Source organism: Empedobacter sp. UBA7252 (assembly GCF_002472765.1).
Taxonomy (GTDB): domain Bacteria; phylum Bacteroidota; class Bacteroidia; order Flavobacteriales; family Weeksellaceae; genus Empedobacter; species Empedobacter falsenii_B.
The window spans coordinates 1-15,541 of the sequence record NZ_DKSQ01000112.1 but is presented as its reverse complement, the minus strand read 5'-3'; the positions used below and the strand labels follow the sequence as shown (position 1 = coordinate 15,541).

At 30.8% G+C, this 15,541-nt stretch carries 15 protein-coding genes, 1 rRNA gene and 1 riboswitch; of the genes, 8 read left to right on the top strand and 8 right to left on the bottom strand.

The window, feature by feature from the left end; genetic code table 11:
- Positions 1 to 84: 84 nt before the first annotated feature.
- Positions 85 to 192 (top strand): 5S ribosomal RNA (gene rrf, locus B2X73_RS15275).
- A 762-nt stretch (positions 193 to 954) separates the two neighbouring features.
- Here the strand turns inward: rrf and B2X73_RS15270 are convergent.
- Complete coding sequence (locus B2X73_RS15270; RefSeq protein WP_286496353.1) at positions 955 to 1,185, bottom strand: hypothetical protein; 231 nt, start codon at positions 1,183 to 1,185, stop codon at positions 955 to 957.
- A 782-nt stretch (positions 1,186 to 1,967) separates the two neighbouring features.
- On the opposite strand from B2X73_RS15270, the gene B2X73_RS15265 reads away from it, so the two are divergent.
- Entirely contained in the window at positions 1,968 to 2,492 is a 525-nt protein-coding gene (locus tag B2X73_RS15265) for a GNAT family N-acetyltransferase (protein WP_286496343.1), read from the top strand.
- A 220-nt stretch (positions 2,493 to 2,712) separates the two neighbouring features.
- Positions 2,713 to 4,056, top strand: coding sequence for an ammonium transporter (locus tag B2X73_RS15260; RefSeq protein ID WP_286496345.1), 1,344 nt, complete (start codon positions 2,713 to 2,715; stop codon positions 4,054 to 4,056).
- Between the two features lie 56 nt (positions 4,057 to 4,112).
- On the opposite strand, the gene B2X73_RS15255 is transcribed toward B2X73_RS15260, so the two are convergent.
- Positions 4,113 to 6,140 carry a M3 family metallopeptidase gene (locus tag B2X73_RS15255; RefSeq protein ID WP_286496346.1) on the bottom strand — a complete coding sequence of 676 codons (2,028 nt, stop codon included), beginning with the start codon at positions 6,138 to 6,140 and terminating at the stop codon, positions 4,113 to 4,115.
- A 141-nt stretch (positions 6,141 to 6,281) separates the two neighbouring features.
- Here B2X73_RS15255 and B2X73_RS15250 point away from each other — a divergent pair, with 141 nt between their 5' ends.
- The 3 genes from B2X73_RS15250 (at position 6,282) to B2X73_RS15240 (ending at position 9,378) form a co-directional block, all read left to right on the top strand.
- Entirely contained in the window at positions 6,282 to 7,208 is a 927-nt protein-coding gene (locus B2X73_RS15250) for a 2-hydroxyacid dehydrogenase (protein ID WP_286496347.1), read from the top strand.
- Between the two features lie 101 nt (positions 7,209 to 7,309).
- Entirely contained in the window at positions 7,310 to 8,203 is an 894-nt protein-coding gene (locus B2X73_RS15245) for a helix-turn-helix domain-containing protein (RefSeq protein WP_221856399.1), read from the top strand.
- Between the two features lie 176 nt (positions 8,204 to 8,379).
- Positions 8,380 to 9,378, top strand: a complete 999-nt coding sequence (locus tag B2X73_RS15240; protein ID WP_286496348.1) for a beta-ketoacyl-ACP synthase III — start codon at positions 8,380 to 8,382, stop codon at positions 9,376 to 9,378.
- Between the two features lie 58 nt (positions 9,379 to 9,436).
- Here B2X73_RS15240 and B2X73_RS15235 read toward each other — a convergent pair whose 3' ends face one another.
- On the bottom strand, positions 9,437 to 9,853 hold the full coding sequence (locus tag B2X73_RS15235) for a DUF2007 domain-containing protein (protein WP_286496349.1): 417 nt from the start codon (positions 9,851 to 9,853) through the stop codon (positions 9,437 to 9,439).
- A gap of 80 nt (positions 9,854 to 9,933) precedes the next feature.
- On the opposite strand from B2X73_RS15235, the gene B2X73_RS15230 reads away from it, so the two are divergent.
- The gene (locus B2X73_RS15230; protein ID WP_286496350.1) at positions 9,934 to 10,680 is read left to right on the top strand and encodes a dienelactone hydrolase family protein; all 747 of its coding nucleotides are present in this window, start codon (positions 9,934 to 9,936) and stop codon (positions 10,678 to 10,680) included.
- Positions 10,681 to 10,793: 113 nt separating this feature from the next.
- On the opposite strand, the gene B2X73_RS15225 is transcribed toward B2X73_RS15230, so the two are convergent.
- The 4 genes from B2X73_RS15225 to B2X73_RS15215 form a co-directional block, all read right to left on the bottom strand.
- Entirely contained in the window at positions 10,794 to 11,708 is a 915-nt protein-coding gene (locus B2X73_RS15225) for an AEC family transporter (RefSeq protein ID WP_286484376.1), read from the bottom strand.
- Between the two features lie 405 nt (positions 11,709 to 12,113).
- Positions 12,114 to 12,266 carry a VOC family protein gene (locus B2X73_RS15375; protein ID WP_291072344.1) on the bottom strand — a complete coding sequence of 51 codons (153 nt, stop codon included), beginning with the start codon at positions 12,264 to 12,266 and terminating at the stop codon, positions 12,114 to 12,116.
- Between the two features lie 306 nt (positions 12,267 to 12,572).
- Entirely contained in the window at positions 12,573 to 12,995 is a 423-nt protein-coding gene (locus tag B2X73_RS15220; RefSeq protein ID WP_286484378.1) for a PaaI family thioesterase, read from the bottom strand.
- Positions 12,996 to 13,043: 48 nt separating this feature from the next.
- Positions 13,044 to 13,649, bottom strand: coding sequence for a hypothetical protein (locus B2X73_RS15215; protein ID WP_286496351.1), 606 nt, complete (start codon positions 13,647 to 13,649; stop codon positions 13,044 to 13,046).
- Positions 13,650 to 13,697: 48 nt separating this feature from the next.
- A riboswitch (SAM-I-IV-variant riboswitch) is annotated at positions 13,698 to 13,792 on the bottom strand.
- 576 nt (positions 13,793 to 14,368) lie between these two features.
- On the opposite strand from B2X73_RS15215, the gene B2X73_RS15210 reads away from it, so the two are divergent.
- Complete coding sequence (locus B2X73_RS15210; RefSeq protein ID WP_286496352.1) at positions 14,369 to 15,163, top strand: alpha/beta fold hydrolase; 795 nt, start codon at positions 14,369 to 14,371, stop codon at positions 15,161 to 15,163.
- A 52-nt stretch (positions 15,164 to 15,215) separates the two neighbouring features.
- Here B2X73_RS15210 and B2X73_RS15205 read toward each other — a convergent pair.
- Positions 15,216 to 15,541, bottom strand: a 326-nt coding sequence (locus tag B2X73_RS15205) for a hypothetical protein (RefSeq protein WP_291064696.1), incomplete at its 5' end; no start/stop codon positions are given.

The window sequence follows — 15,541 nt, the reverse complement described above, 5'->3', positions numbered from 1 at the left end:
GTTTTTATCAAAAGCCTCAAGATTATTCTTGAGGCTTTTTATCGAATGATTAGGATGTAAACCTGATTAAAAATACAAAAATATTAGGGTGATTATTACGAAAGGGCTCACCTCTTCCCATTCCGAACAGAGAAGTTAAGCCTTTCAGTGCCGATGGTACTGCTATTGCGGGAGAGTAGGTCATTGCCAGTTTTTATTTAAATCTCAAGATTTATTTCTTGAGGTTTTTTTATATTTTATACAGAAAGTATTATGATAATTTTTAATCATTCAACTAAATATTACGATTTAGTTTCATTCTTATTTTATGGATAATTAATTAAGAAGTTAAAACAAGTTTTTGAAAATTTAAAAAAAAATATAGTTCGGAATCTCACAAGATGTAACTATGTAAATCAATATTTTCTAATTTAACTTTATTTGATTAGTAATATTCTCAATTACTTTTGATAATTTCGGTCAAAGTGATAATTACCATTCAAAGAAATATGTATTTATTGATCCAATAATTGGTGAATTTTTCCTTGAAATTACGCATTGTTTGATTTTGATTAAACTTCCCAATTTGTTTTCAATGGGTATTGTTTTGTGCTTTAAATTAACAAAAAGATAGTCAAAAATGCGAATCCATCTTCTTCTACTCCAATGCTTCTAATATATTTCCAAAAATGATAGTATTGCAAATATTTAAGCAAAATTCCATGCAGATTTTAATCCTTTGTTGATATAACATAAGTAATCAATAAAGCAATTCCAACAAATAGCATCATCAATTTTGAAAGATGCATAAATTCGGTTGTTAAAAATAATTTTTGAAAATGTAAACCTTCTGCAAGAGGAGAAGTGATGACTGAAATTTATATTAATCATTCCTAATTTAAAAATCATAACAGCAGGAAAAAATTCGAGTAAATACTTTTCTTCCAACCCATATAAAACTCAAACATCCAAAACCTAAAGCCAGTCAAAATTCAAAACGCGGTACAATAAATTTGTAACTAATCTTTGGTAATGATAATAACCAAATTGTGTTAAAATATACATCATAGTAAATTCTACAGCGCCCAAACCTCTCAAAAACTTCGGAATAATCATCAATAAAACAGAAATCGTATAAGCTAAAGCTAATGCATCAAAAATGGGTCGAATACCTAACGCTAACATTGTAAAATAAACATGTAATATCCCAGTAATTTCGATGATTGTTGAAATTAGAATCGTGAGATTTATATTTTTTTGTCCAAAGAAGCTTCAAAAATTGGATTGATTTCTTTACAATTTTTGGAAATTTATTCTCTATAATTTGATTGAATTTGTTTTTTGTTTTTAAATGAGCTGTAAAAGAAATAAACCAGAATTAAAATTATGCCCAAAATAACTAATGATATCTACAAATCATTAAAATATTTGTTGACGAAAATACTATAAATAATGATGGATATACCTATGTTGAAAACCGTTAATAATCAAATAAAACCATAAATAGAACTTGCCTAAATTTATTTGTTTCAAATTGTTGTTTTTTTATTTGTTTGTGTAGATAAGCTAAAAAACTAATTCCGCCCGCTAGTAAAAAAACAATGATAAAATTTCGTTTGAGTTATAGATTGAATGTGCGCTAAAGTTTAAAAGGTAAACCATCTGCTTTGAAACATGTGATATACATTACAATTTGTAATGAAATATAGAGAAGAGTAATCACGAAACCGATTAATAACAAAAAAGGCTGCACTCTGGTTACTTGGAATAATTTGCATCATTTCTTTTCATTTGCTTTTGAAATATACAAATGTTCAATATAATAAGTCTTGCTATAACTTGTTGCCAAGATTTTTTTACATTTTTTATAGTTTGTGGAAATTTAATTTTGGTATGACATTGATAAGTTTTATCAATTTAGGGAAAAATTAAAAATAAAAATTTATGATTAACTTGAAAATCTCCTATATTGAAAATAAAAATAAGATATGGAGACTGGATTAAATATACGTCAAGCTATTTTGAATGATGCAGATAGAATTTGGGAAATTTTGCAACAAGCAGTTGAGAAAAGAAAAGAGGAGGGAAGTAATCAATGGCAAAATGGTTATCCAAATCTAGACGTTGTAAAAAATGATATCTCAAATGGTTTTGGTTATATAATTGAGAATGATAATAATCTAATCATTGGATATGTTGCAATTATTGATGAGATAGAACCTGCTTATACAGCAATTGAAGGAAAATGGCTGAATGATGATCTATATATTGTCATACATCGATTGGCTGTTGCACAAGATGTTAAGATGAAAGGTTTGGGAACTTGGGCAATGACCGAAATCGAGAAGGTTGCAATTTCAAAAAACATACATACTATAAAAGTTGATACCAACTTTGATAATATTGGAATGTTGCGTGTTTTTGAAAAGTTAGGTTATCATTATTGTGGAGAAGTTTATTATGATGGAAGTCCAAGAAAAGCTTTTCAAAAAATTATTCAGGATTTAACATAATTGAAGATTTCAGATAGAATTTAGAAAAACTAAATAATCAAATTGATAAAATGATAAAAAGATTCCAAAAAAGGAATCTTTTTTTATGAATTTACATAGGATAATTATGTTTAAAATGTAAAATTAATATTTTAACCCCTAATTTTTATAGGGTGTAATTGAAAATAAATGATTTTATTTAAAAATAATCTAATTTTGATAGGGTTAAAATTAAAAACTTATGAAAGTCGGATTAAAATGGAAAGTAGCTTTTGCAATTATAACGCTAGTTGCATTCGCTGGATTATTTTGGAAACCAGTTGTAGATATTCCAAATACAGGAGAATTCCTTAGCGAAGAAAATATTGTAAATTCAGATGTCGCCTGGATTTTAGCAGCTGCAGGATTGGTGTTATTGATGACGCCAGGTTTATCATTTTTTTATGGAGGAATGGTGGGGAAACGAAATGTTATTTCTACCATGTTGCAAAGTTTTATTGCCTTAGGTGTGATTTCGATTTTGTGGGTTGTAGTTGGGTTTTCACTGTCTTTTGGTGAATCAATTGGTTTTACAATAAATGGAGAACATTACGGAATTATTGGTAATCCTTTAAGTTACCCATTTTTTAGTCATGTTGGAGCATTTCCACATAAAGACATGGCATCTACAATTCCATTTGTCTTATTTGCATTGTTTCAAATGAAATTTGCAGTCATTACACCAGCGCTTGTAACTGGTTCTTTTGCTGAAAGAGTACGTTTCATTTCATATTTATTGTTTATGATTTTATTTAGCTTAATCATTTACACACCGCTTTGTCATATGGTTTGGCATCCAGAAGGTTTATTGAATAAATATTTTGGAGTAAAAGATTTCGCTGGAGGAACTGTTGTTCATATGAGTGCTGGATTTGCAGCATTGGCAGGTGCTTTGGTGATAGGTAAACGTAAAAACAGAGAACACAAACCTGCAAATATTCCATTTGTTATGCTCGGAACAGGAATGTTATGGTTCGGATGGTTTGGTTTCAATGCTGGTTCAGCTTTGGGAGCAAATGCCACAGCAGCACTAGCTTTCGGAACAACAACAATTGCTTCTGCTTCTGGAATGATGACATGGATACTTTTTGATAGAATTAATGGTCGCAGCGTTACTGCTATGGGAGCGTGTATAGGGGCTGTAGTTGGATTAGTAGCAATCACTCCAGCTTGTGGGTTTGTTACAATTCCTGAAAGTATATTTTTTGGCTTTATAACAGCTATTGTCTCAAATGTAATGGTTCATTGGAAAGTGTTAAAAAGAGTTGACGATACTCTAGATGTTTTTGCATGTCATGGAGTCGGAGGAATCATGGGAATGATTTTGACAGCTATTTTTGCACATGGAGAAAATGCAAGCTTATTACATGGCGGGGTATATGTGTTTGCACATCATATGATTGCTTTGTTGCTCGTTTCGTTATTTACTTTTTTAGGTGCGATTGCTTTATTTTATATTACGGATAAAATGATTCACTTACGCGTGAGTGATAGAGCGGAGTTCGAAGGCTTAGATTTGTCGCAACACGAAGAAAGTTTGCATTAAGTAAACAATAGTATTATAAAAAAATCCGACTACTTTTAAGTAGTCGGATTTTCAGTTTATATTAATCCAGCGCGCTTTAACAAAGCGTCTGCTGTTGGTTTATGACCTCTAAATTCTTCGTACAGTTTCATCGGTTCTACAGTTCCACCAGATGATAAAAGTTTATAGAATTTTTGAGCTTTTTCTGGATTGAAAATTCCAGTTTCTTGGAAAAATGCAAAGGCATCTGCATCCAAAACTTCGGCCCATTTATATGAATAATAACCAGATGAATATCCACCTTGAAAAATATGTGAGAAGGATGTACTCATCATATTTTTATCAATTTCTGGATACAACTCTGTTCGTTTAAAAGTTTCTTTTTCAAATTGTTGTAAATCATTAATTTCAGCCAAATCATTCGCATGATAAGCCATATCCAATAATCCAAAACTCAATTGACGAACAGTTTGATAACCTTCCATAAAACTTGAAGAAGCTTTTACTTTTTCAATTAATTCTTGCGGAATAATTTCTCCTGTTTGATAATGTTTTGCAAATAATTTTAAAGCTTCTGGTTCGTAACAAAAGTTTTCGTAAAATTGAGAGGGTAATTCAACAAAATCCCAATAAACATTTGTTCCAGAAAGACTTTCGTACGTTGTATTTGGTAACATTCCGTGTAGCGCATGTCCAAATTCGTGGAACAATGTTGTCACTTCCTGAAATGTCAATAATGACGGCGTGTCTTTCGTTGGTTTTGTAAAATTACAAACAATCGAAATGTGCGGACGTTTGGTGTTTCCATTCACATTAGAAGCATCTCTATAACTTGTCATCCAAGCACCAGGGCGTTTTCCTGCGCGCGGGAAAAAGTCTGCATACAATAAACTTAAGAACGCACCATTTTTATCTAGAACTTCATAAGTTGTTACTTCATCGTTGTATTTATCAATTTTATGAATTTCTTTAAATGTAATTCCATACAATTTTGTTGCGACATCAAAAGCTCCTTGAATCACATTTTCTAACTGAAAATAAGGTTTCAATTCTTCGTCAGAAAGACTGAATTTTTTCTGTTTTAATTTTTCAGCATAATACGCATGATCCCAACGTTGCAATGTTTCAATCCCATCAGTTTCTTTTGCAAATGCAGTTAATTCCTCAATTTCTTTTTCTGCAAACGGTTTTGCTTTCGTTAATAAATCATTCAAGAAATCTAAAACAGTCGTTGGTGTTTTTGCCATACGTTCTTCCAAAACATAATCAGCATGCGTTTTATAACCTAATATTTTAGCACGTTCGTGACGAAGTTTTACGATATTTTTGACATTTTCTTCGTTGTTAAATTCATTATTTTGATAGGCTTTTACTCCATTTGCTCTAAACAATTTTTCTCTTAATTCACGATTTTCTGCGTATTGCATAAACGGAATATAGCTTGGTGCTTGTAACGTAATCAACCAACCTTCGTGATTTTTTTGTTCAGCATCAGCTTTTGCTTGATCAATAGCATATTGAGGCAAACCTTTTAAATCATTTTCATCTGTGATAATCAATTCGTATGCATTAGTTTCAGCCAAAACATTTTGTCCAAATTGCAAAGAAAGCATAGCCAATTGCTTGTCTATTTCGCGTAATTTATTTTTGTCTTCTTCGTTCAAATTTGCCCCATTTCTTGAAAAACCTTTGTATTTTTTTTCTAATAAATAAGCTTGTTCATCTGTTAAATTCAACGAATCCTTTTGATTATAAACGACTTTAATTCGTTCAAATAAATCTTGATTTAAGCGAACATCATTTCCAAATTCAGATAATAAAGGGGAAACTTCTTGCGCAATTTCTTGAATTTCATCATTCGTTTCAGCAGAATTAAGGTTGAAGAAAATAGAAGAAATACGTCCTAATTTTTCACCCGAAAGTTCCATTGCTTCAATTGTATTTGCAAAATTTGGCGCTTCAGGATTCGCAGTAATTGCATCTATTTCTGCTTTTGCTTCTTCAATTGCTTGGATAAAAGCAGGTTTGTAATCTTCAATTTTGATTTTAGAAAAAGGAGCACTTTCAAAAGGTGTTTCAAATTTTTCTAATAACGGATTTGCCATTTATGGTGTATTTTTTTAGTTAAAATATATTTGTTTGAACTCTTTCAAATTCTAATCCAAATGTAAGAAATCTGACAAATCGTCAAATTTAATGTGTGATTAATTTAGAGTTATTTACATTTGTTTTAAAAGTAAACAATTATGAGTGTAGCCTTAATATTCAATCAAAAACCAACAGAAGAATGGCAAAGAAATTTACAAGAATTGTTGCCAGATACGAAAGTTGAAGTTTATCCAAATATCTCAAATCCAAAAGATGTAGAATTTATTGCAACTTGGAAACCGCACAAAAATTATGTGACTGAATTTCCAAATCTAAAAGTTGTACAATCAGTTGGAGCAGGAATTGACCATTTGTTGCATACCAAAATTCCAGATTCAATAAAGGTAACACGTATTGTTGATCCTGCTTTGAAGCAAGAAATGTTTGAGCATGTTTTGGCTTGTGTTATGACTTCAATGAAAAATCTATTGACGTATTATAAAGATCAAGTTCGTAAAGAGTGGAAGCCTACTACTTATCAAAATATCAAGGAAACAACTATTACTATTTTAGGATTAGGTGAAATCGGAAAGTTAGTAGCAGAGCAATTTGTTGCGTTAGGTTTTCAAGTCAAAGGTTGGTCGAATTCGCCAAAAAATATAAATGGAGTAGAATCTTTTTCTGGAAAAGAAGGCTTGAATGCTGCGATTTCTAAAACTAATTTTATTGTCAATATTTTGCCTTTGACAGATGATACAGAAGGTATTTTGAATAAAGACTTTTTTAAAGAATGTTCAGATCATACAGTTTTGGTGAATGTTGGTCGTGGAGCACATTTGGTCGAAAAGGATTTATTAATTGCAATCGAAGAAAAACAAATAAAAGAGGCTTATTTAGATGTTTTTGTAGAAGAACCTTTACCTGAAAATCACCCTTTTTGGACGAATGAAAATATTTATGTAACACCTCATATTGCGAGTGTTACAAATGCAACAACTGCTCTAAAACAAGTTGCAGATAACTATAACAGAATGAAAAATAACGAAGCTTTATTGAATGAAGTTTCATTAGAAAGAGGTTATTAGATATACCAAAATGACGTAAGATTTTGTTAAAAAGACGCATTTATGTTTTTACTTGTCAAAAAAATCTTTTAACATTGTATTTGAAAAAATAAAAGCTAAAAATGAGTGATTATATTCAACTTTATTCAATTGATAATATTTTAAGAACTTACAAAGAAGAAGCAACTGATCGTCGGTTAGCAATCTTTGACGTAGGTCCTGAGAACAATTATTATTTTGTAAAACGAAAACCTTATAAGTTTACGTCGCTTGGGTTGATTTTAATCACAGCAGGAACATGTGAAATCACGGTGAATTTAGAACCAACATTAATCAAACGTGACGATATTATTGTGGTTCTTCCAGGTCAGTTGTTCGAGATTATAGAGCATTCGGCTGATTTTGCTGTTCAAGCAATCTTCATTGATTCAGATCTGATTATTGAAGCTGGTTTTCACGTGAAATCCAATAATTTAGTAGAATTTTTATCGTCCAAATATCCTAAAATCATTTCTTTAGATAAAAAGATTGTACGTGATATGCGCTACAATCTGAATAAGATTAGTAAATATACCATCAAGAATGAAAATATCTTTGCAAAAGATTTGGTTTTACATCACTTTTCAGTGTTGATGTATGAGATGGGAAATTACTACAACCAAGCTGTAACGGCAAAAAGTACAACGAAAGAAGTCAGAAAGGAGGAATTGGCTAAGCAGTTTTTGTATTTAGTTTCAACTCATTTTCGTCGTCAGCGTAATGTACAATTTTATGCAGATGAAATGTTTATTAGTCGTAAACATTTGACTAAAATTATTGTCGAAGTCTTTAATAAATCACCCAAACAAATCATTGCTGAAGCCATTGTATTAGAGGCAAAAGTCTTGCTAAAGAACCCAAAAAATAGTGTTTCTGATGTTGTGACAGAATTAAATTTTATAGATACCTCAGTTTTTAGTAAATTTTTCAAAAATTATGCCGGTGTTTCTCCAAGAACTTTCATAGCTTCTAATTAATAATTGATGTAAATCAATGTAAATGTGAAAACTTTCTAAAAACGTCTTTCTGACATATTATTACGTTTATTTTGCTAACTAATTTGTTAAAATGGATAGACCTTTGTTGCTCAAATTTTAATTGATGCGTCTTTTAGTAGATAATCGATACATGAAATTTGAATGAAAAGAATTTTATGGTGGTAGATTTTACAAAAAAAATATTTGCACATATTTCAGCAATCGGTGGTTATGTGCCAGAGAATAAACGAACTAATTTCGATTTAGAAAAGATTACAGACACTTCTGATGAATGGATTGTAAAAAGAACGGGAATTAAAGAACGTCGTATTTTAGAGGAAGGTTTAGCGACTTCTGATATGGCGGTTAGTGCAATTCAGAATTTAATTGATACATACAAAAAAGACATCAAAGATGTTGATGCGTTGATTGTTGCGACTTCTACACCAGATATGTTGATGCCTGCTACTGCGAATATTGTGTGCGAAAAGTTAGGAATAGAGAATGTTTGGGCATTTGATATGAATGCAGCTTGTTCTGGATTTTTATACGCGTTGGACATGGGTGCTTCATTGGTTGAAAGCAAACGTTACAAAAATGTTTTGGTCATTGGTGCTGATAAAATTAGTGCGTATGTAGACATCAAAGATCGTTCGACAAATATTTTGTTTGGAGATGGAGCTGGAGTAGTTTGGTTAGAGCCTACAAATGAAGAAGGAATTTTGGATGCTTTGTTACAGAGTAATGGAACTGGAAAAGAATTCTTGAATATAGAAGGAGGTGGTTCTTTGTATCCAGCGAGTTCACAGTTGTTGGTTGATGAGAAGCGTTACATTAGACAAGATGGAAAAATTGTATTCAAAAATGCAATTCAATCAATGAGTGATACGTGTGTCAATGTTTTGAAACGCAATGATTTTTCTGTAGAAGATGTAAATTGGTTGGTTCCGCATCAAGCGAATAAACGAATTATTGACGCTGTTGGTAATGAAATTAATATTGAAGAAGGTAAAACTTTAATCAATATTGAGAATTACGGAAACACAATTGCAGCGACAATTCCGTTATGTATTTGGGAAAATGCATCAAAATTAAAGAAAGGAGATTTATTGATGTTGACAGCCTTTGGAGCAGGTTTCTCTTGGGGAGCAAGCTTATTGCGTTGGACAATTTAATCAATAAAAATCATATATTTTTGTTCATAAAGAACGGCAAGAAATTGTCGTTCTTTTTTTATTGTAAACTATTAAATTCTTCACCACACTTCTTGCATTTGAACACGTTTTTGTAGTAAATTGGGTAAACCCAAAATATGATAGAAGATAATAAAGAAAGTAAACCTTTTCCACCTTTCATTGACTTGTAATTGCTGTAATACTCATTACTTTCACACTTAGGGCAAACAAGAATTTCATCCAAATCATTGGTATAATTTGAAGTATCAATTTCTTCTAAAACTTTCATAGCACGATCAGTATCTTCTTTCTTAATTTTTACTTTCACGCCACCAATGGCATTCGACAAAAACTGATTCATCCCAACCGAATGTTCATCAATAACAAAAGCATCAATTTGTTCACTCTCTAATTTTGAACGTAAAATATGTGCTTCAATAGGGCTTTCAAATGTTTTTAATGTAATAAGTTCCATACTAATTGTGTTAAAAATTCAATTCAATATCCGATATAAAATTAGTTCTTTTTATCTTAATGTTTTAAATTTTTTAGTAGATGAAAAATGTAATTCAATGTTTATTTTTAATTGTATTGATGATGAATACGACACATGCGCAAAACCTAAAACAAGTTGCTTACAAAGATGGCTTACAAAAATTGAATGGTTTAGTAACCGATAATACAACAAAGAAAAGTCCAGGAGTTTTGATTTTACCTGCTTGGAAAGGAGCTGATAACGAAGCAAAACAAGCTGCAATAGATTTAGCAAAAGAAGGTTATATTGCGTTTGTTGCAGATATTTATGGAGAAGGAAGCAATCCGAAAGATAATGCGGAAGCGGCTAAAATAGCAGGAAAATACAAGTCTGATTTTGCAGCTTATCAAAAACGAATTGATTTGGCGTTGAAAGAGTTAATCAAAGCTGGTGCAGATCCAAGCAAAATTGCTGTAATTGGTTATTGTTTTGGAGGAACAGGCGCATTAGAAGCTGCTCGTGCGCAATTACCTATTGTTGGCGTTGTTTCTATTCATGGTGGATTAGCAAAAGATTTGGCTCGAAAAAATATCCCTCTTAAAACAAAAGTTTTAGTAGAACATCCAGCTGATGACGAATCTGTAAAACCTGAAGATATTTCGAATTTGGTACTTGAAATGAACGAAGGAAAAACAGATTGGCAAATGATTACTTACGCAAATTCAAAACATACATTTACCAATCCAGAATCACCAGATTACAATAAAGTAATGGCAGATAGAGCGTGGCAACATACATTATTGTTTTTAAAAGAAGTATTGAAATAAAACCATTAATTCGAGTGAAATTATTTTTAGAATTTTGTATCGAGAATAAGGTTTTAGAAGATAAAATTCATCTTAATTCTCGATACAATTTTAAAAAAAACATAATAAGAAATCTACTGAATAAACAACTGTATCATTTCATACCAAAAAGCAGCTGTAAAAAAGCCTATAATAATACTGATTCCAATAATCAAATTGGTTAGTTTGGTGTTGAGTTTAAATTGTTCCGCAATAATACTCGATGTTACTAATGTAGGCATTGCAGCTTCAAAAATAGAGATTTTAGCCACATCACCTTTTATCCCAATTACGATGGCTAAAAGCATTACAACTGCAGGCGCTATCATTAATTTGTAAACCATAGACATCGAAATTTGTGACCATAATTTTCTCCAACCATTAAACTTTAATTGCAGTCCAACTGAAAATAAAGCCAACGGACCTACAGTTGCAGCTAATTTATCGAAGAATGGTTCGGCAGGAGATAAGTCGATAAATTGAGATAAAATCAATGCACTGATACAACCCAAAAATGGGGGGAAAGTAAATAATCTTTTCAAGATAAATTTAGAATCTATTGCTCCAGATCCATTACTTCCTCCTTTTAATGCAGAAACTATTCCGATGGTTGATAAGCACAAAAACATGGTTTGATCACAAATAATCGCAATACTTAAATATTTTTCTCCATAAAATGCTGAGATCAAAGGGAAACCAATAAAAGAGGTATTGCTATAGCCGCTTGCCAATTCCAATGTTCTTCTCGAACGCTCCGAATAGCCTTTTGCTTTGCTGTAGAATTTCATGTAAAATAAACTTCCAACGGCAATAATGACAGTCGAAAAGATAGGGAATAGCATTTCTTGCGACCATTCTACTTTTGGTAAATACTTAAACGAGACTGCTGGTAAAGCTAAATATAAAATCCATGTATTGATCCCTTTATGTGCATCAGGATGTATAGATTTTGTTGCTTTAAACACCATTCCGGCGATTATGCAGACTGCGATTAATATAAAATTTACCATTTTTTAGATATTTAGAATGCAAAGTTACAATCCCATTTTTTTTTACCCTAAAGATATCACTTTTTATTCAATGCTTATTTTTTATAAAATGGCAAGATTAGATATATTTAATTTATTATTATCTAAAATTACTTTTGAATAATGATTTTCATTTTCCAAAATAGCTGTAAATGGAGCAGGAATTATTTATCAGTTGTAGGAAACTAAGTTGTTTTAATAAAATAATTTAGTAATAATATTTTCCCTTCATCTGAGCCATTAGTACCAAAAGTATCAAAATCTCCTTTTCAGAATTTAGATGTTGTTTTCTATTATAATATATGATTAGTTGCTTCAATATAAGTTGTAGGTAAACCAATTTCAGAAATTCCAAAAATAGAATGTTGATCAAATTCTGCTTAGTTCTCATAAGCTAAATATATTCTTCATTCGTTTTACAAAAGTTAATCTTGTCCAACCAACTTGTAAACTAAACTGATTATCGGTTTCTTCAATTAACTCAAAAGCTAGAATAGTTGTATAAAATGATTTCGTTTTTTCTAAATCATTTGTAAACAATTGTAATTCTTATATTTTCATTCTGCGATTTTTTATAAAAGTAAACCAACTAAACAGAAGAAAACATCAAGACGAATTGATTTAATTAATTGCGCTATAAGTAAATTATTTCCTTCAATTAGTTATTATTCTTTTCTTTCAAAAAACCTTTTTCTTGACACAAAATTCTTACAGAATTTCACTCGAAATGACGGTTTTTTCATATAAAAAAGGTAGAATTATACTACTGATTTCTATATCAAAATAAACATCTATTTCTATGTCTCTATGTGGTCATTTATTCAAAAGTTGAGACAAATTATATCTTTATTTTATTCTCATCATAGTCACCAAAGAAGTAGCCACATGCGTTTCTTTGTTCGTCGTTTCGTCAACCACAAAAATCTCTGTGCGTATGGTGCTTATCTTTTTTCCGCCTTTTATCACATAGGCTTTTGATAGTAAATAATCACCCAAAGCAGGTCGTAAATAATTCACCTTTAACTCAACTGTTACCACATAACAATCGTCGTCATAGTGAGAAACAGCAGCATAACCAGATGAAACATCAACCAAAGAAGCAATCATAGCACCATTAAACATTCCGTGCTTACGTGTCATCATTTCTTGTTTTGGAATCTTAATCGAAACATAGTCCGTTTCGCATTCGATAAGTGATGCGTTATAAAATTTTAAGGTTTCTGAACGATTAAAACTTACCTCTACTAATTCTCTTTTTTCTGGCGTCATATAAAATTGCTTTCAACAAATATAGAGATTTGTCGAAAGCAATTTCAGTTATGCAGTTACGTTATTCAAGTTTTCTTCTTTGATAATCGTATTTTGATGTGACAAAATTACTTTATCCAAACCGCGGTAATAATTCCCTTTGTCAACAGTAATCAATAAATTATTTTTCGGAATTTTATTGATAATCTTATTGTTCGGGAAATGTTGTTTCGAGTTTTTGAAGGTAATAAATACATCATCTTCAGTTAGATTTTTGACATCATCTTCCGAAATAATATCAATCAATTCATAAGGTAAATAAAGTTGATCGAAGATATAATGAAACGTTTTAAGGCGTTTTCCGTTCAATTCTTTGCTATGTTGCAAAAAGTTTCTCAATCTATGTACAACAGCGTAGAAATTACCTACCAAAGGCGGTTTGGGAATATTACGCTCGAACAAGCAACCATCAATCAAACTAAGCGGAAGTTTGATATTCAATTCATCTGTTTTTACATTGTATAGATGGCGATAATCCAAACCTCTTTTCTTGAATTCTTCAATAATATGATCTTTTAGCGCAGGAACTTTAATAGGCAATTGTTGATTGATAAAATCGACCAATTTTTCATCTGATATAGGAGCTAAATTAAGCTCAGAAATGTTTTGTGACATACAATAAATAGTTAAAATAAAACAATTATTGTATTTCGATAATAGGGGATTTTTCGTTGTTTTTGGATGAACTCCCGTATTGTTTTACCACCGTGGAGACTCCTCTCGGTTGGTATCGTTTTCTACGATTCGAAATACGGTGTAAAACTACATAAAAAATTGAATATGTAGTAATCTTTTCTAATAATTTTATTTTAAAATGATCACTTAGAATTTTATTCTAAATTGGATATTGTTTCGATAATAAAGTTTTGAATAATTGCTTGATTTGTTTTTTTATATTCTACCATATAGATACATCGTAATACTAGTTCATTTATTCATTTTCCAATTTATCTCTATTCATCAACATTGTTAAACCTATCTCTCTATGTGGTTATAAATTTTATGTTCTGAATTAGATGCGACCATGAAACGAGTTTAGGGTGACGACTTCGCTATTAAAAATCAAGATTTTGAAAATTTTACAAATAATTAAGATAAATTTAATTGTTTGCCGAAAATTATTTTATACATTTGAGTAACAAAGTAATTAAAAAATGAAGTTTACGTGCTTATATATGTCGATTCGCAAACAGGTTTGGAATATCCAGACGTGGGAAAGTCATGTATACTAAAAAGAGATTTTATTTTTTAATATATTTTAGGTTTCCCCGTCGAGTTTCGATGGGGATTTTTTTTGAACAAAAACAACAATTACCAATATAAAATTAAAAACAATGCAAAGTTTACAACAATTAACGATCCCAGTTTGGCCCTTAGAGGACAACACAATCTTAAACAATGTTTCGGTAACATTTCAACTTTTTGGACTTCCATTAGGAACAGCTCCAGTCATTTTGATTAACCATTCCTTACACGGAGATTCAGATTGTACCTATCATTGGGATGGGGTCATGGGAAAAAACAAAGCAATTGATCTTAATGAGTATACGGTAATCTGTATAGATATTCCTGGAAATGGCGTTTCCCAAACCATAAAGTACGACTATATACCACGCGATCACATTACAGCACGCGATGTAGCGGTGTTGTTTTGGTTGACGTTATTTGAATTGGAAGTAGACGAGATTTTTGCCATTATTGGTGCAGACTTAGGCGGAGGATTAGCGTGGGAAATGGCATGTTTGTTCCCGAATAAGGTGCTGAATATTATTCCGATAGCAGCAAGTCTTAAAACAACAGATTGGTTAGTAAAAGAGCCAACAGCTAAAAGCGAATACCTGAAATCTATTTTCTATTCGATAGATATATCACGCAATAGAGGCGATATATTGCAAGTTTCGCAATACATCAAATCAAAAATACATGTGATTTATGTAAAGAATGGAAACTTGTTCAACAAAGCAGAATTAAAACGTTATTACGCCAAACTGCAAGAGTTTAACAAACATGTGCAGTTCCACGAAATAGAACAAATAGAAGATAACGAATTACTAAAAGCAAACATCGATAAGGTTGAAAAAATAGTAGATGGTATCCTCGAAAAAGAATATATAAATAACGTTGCATAAAAACTAAAGCTCCTGCAAGGGAGCTTTTTTTTAGTGAATTTTATATAATATATTAAGAAATAGTCTTCTTGTCTAAATTTATAATTTCTTTGTCTAATAATTCTTTAAATAAATCAATAGTATTATCAATATATTTTCTTGGATTACCAGAAGCAGTTATATAAAATTTGTTTAATTTATTAACTATTTCATTATATTTTAAATCATAATTGTCAGAATCATAACTATCAATAAGAGTCTTATACCAATTTATTGAGTTATGGGTTAATTTTCCATATTTTAAAGGAGTTTTATATTTAAAGAAAGATTTGTATAAGTATTTTAAATCTTTCAAATTTTCATGATTTTCTAATAAATAATACCCGTTGTGCATTTTGA

Excerpts from the sequence above, each read along its gene's own strand:
- B2X73_RS15265 (WP_286496343.1), top strand. The coding sequence starts at position 1,968 with ATGGAGACTGGATTAAATATACGTCAAGCTATTTTGAATGATGCAGAT.
- B2X73_RS15260 (WP_286496345.1), top strand. The coding sequence starts at position 2,713 with ATGAAAGTCGGATTAAAATGGAAAGTAGCTTTTGCAATTATAACGCTA.
- B2X73_RS15255 (WP_286496346.1), bottom strand. The coding sequence starts at position 6,140 with ATGGCAAATCCGTTATTAGAAAAATTTGAAACACCTTTTGAAAGTGCT.
- B2X73_RS15250 (WP_286496347.1), top strand. The coding sequence starts at position 6,282 with ATGAGTGTAGCCTTAATATTCAATCAAAAACCAACAGAAGAATGGCAA.
- B2X73_RS15245 (WP_221856399.1), top strand. The coding sequence starts at position 7,310 with ATGAGTGATTATATTCAACTTTATTCAATTGATAATATTTTAAGAACT.
- B2X73_RS15240 (WP_286496348.1), top strand. The coding sequence starts at position 8,380 with ATGGTGGTAGATTTTACAAAAAAAATATTTGCACATATTTCAGCAATC.
- B2X73_RS15235 (WP_286496349.1), bottom strand. The coding sequence starts at position 9,853 with ATGGAACTTATTACATTAAAAACATTTGAAAGCCCTATTGAAGCACAT.
- B2X73_RS15230 (WP_286496350.1), top strand. The coding sequence starts at position 9,934 with ATGAAAAATGTAATTCAATGTTTATTTTTAATTGTATTGATGATGAAT.
- B2X73_RS15225 (WP_286484376.1), bottom strand. The coding sequence starts at position 11,708 with ATGGTAAATTTTATATTAATCGCAGTCTGCATAATCGCCGGAATGGTG.
- B2X73_RS15220 (WP_286484378.1), bottom strand. The coding sequence starts at position 12,995 with ATGACGCCAGAAAAAAGAGAATTAGTAGAGGTAAGTTTTAATCGTTCA.
- B2X73_RS15215 (WP_286496351.1), bottom strand. The coding sequence starts at position 13,649 with ATGTCACAAAACATTTCTGAGCTTAATTTAGCTCCTATATCAGATGAA.
- B2X73_RS15210 (WP_286496352.1), top strand. The coding sequence starts at position 14,369 with ATGCAAAGTTTACAACAATTAACGATCCCAGTTTGGCCCTTAGAGGAC.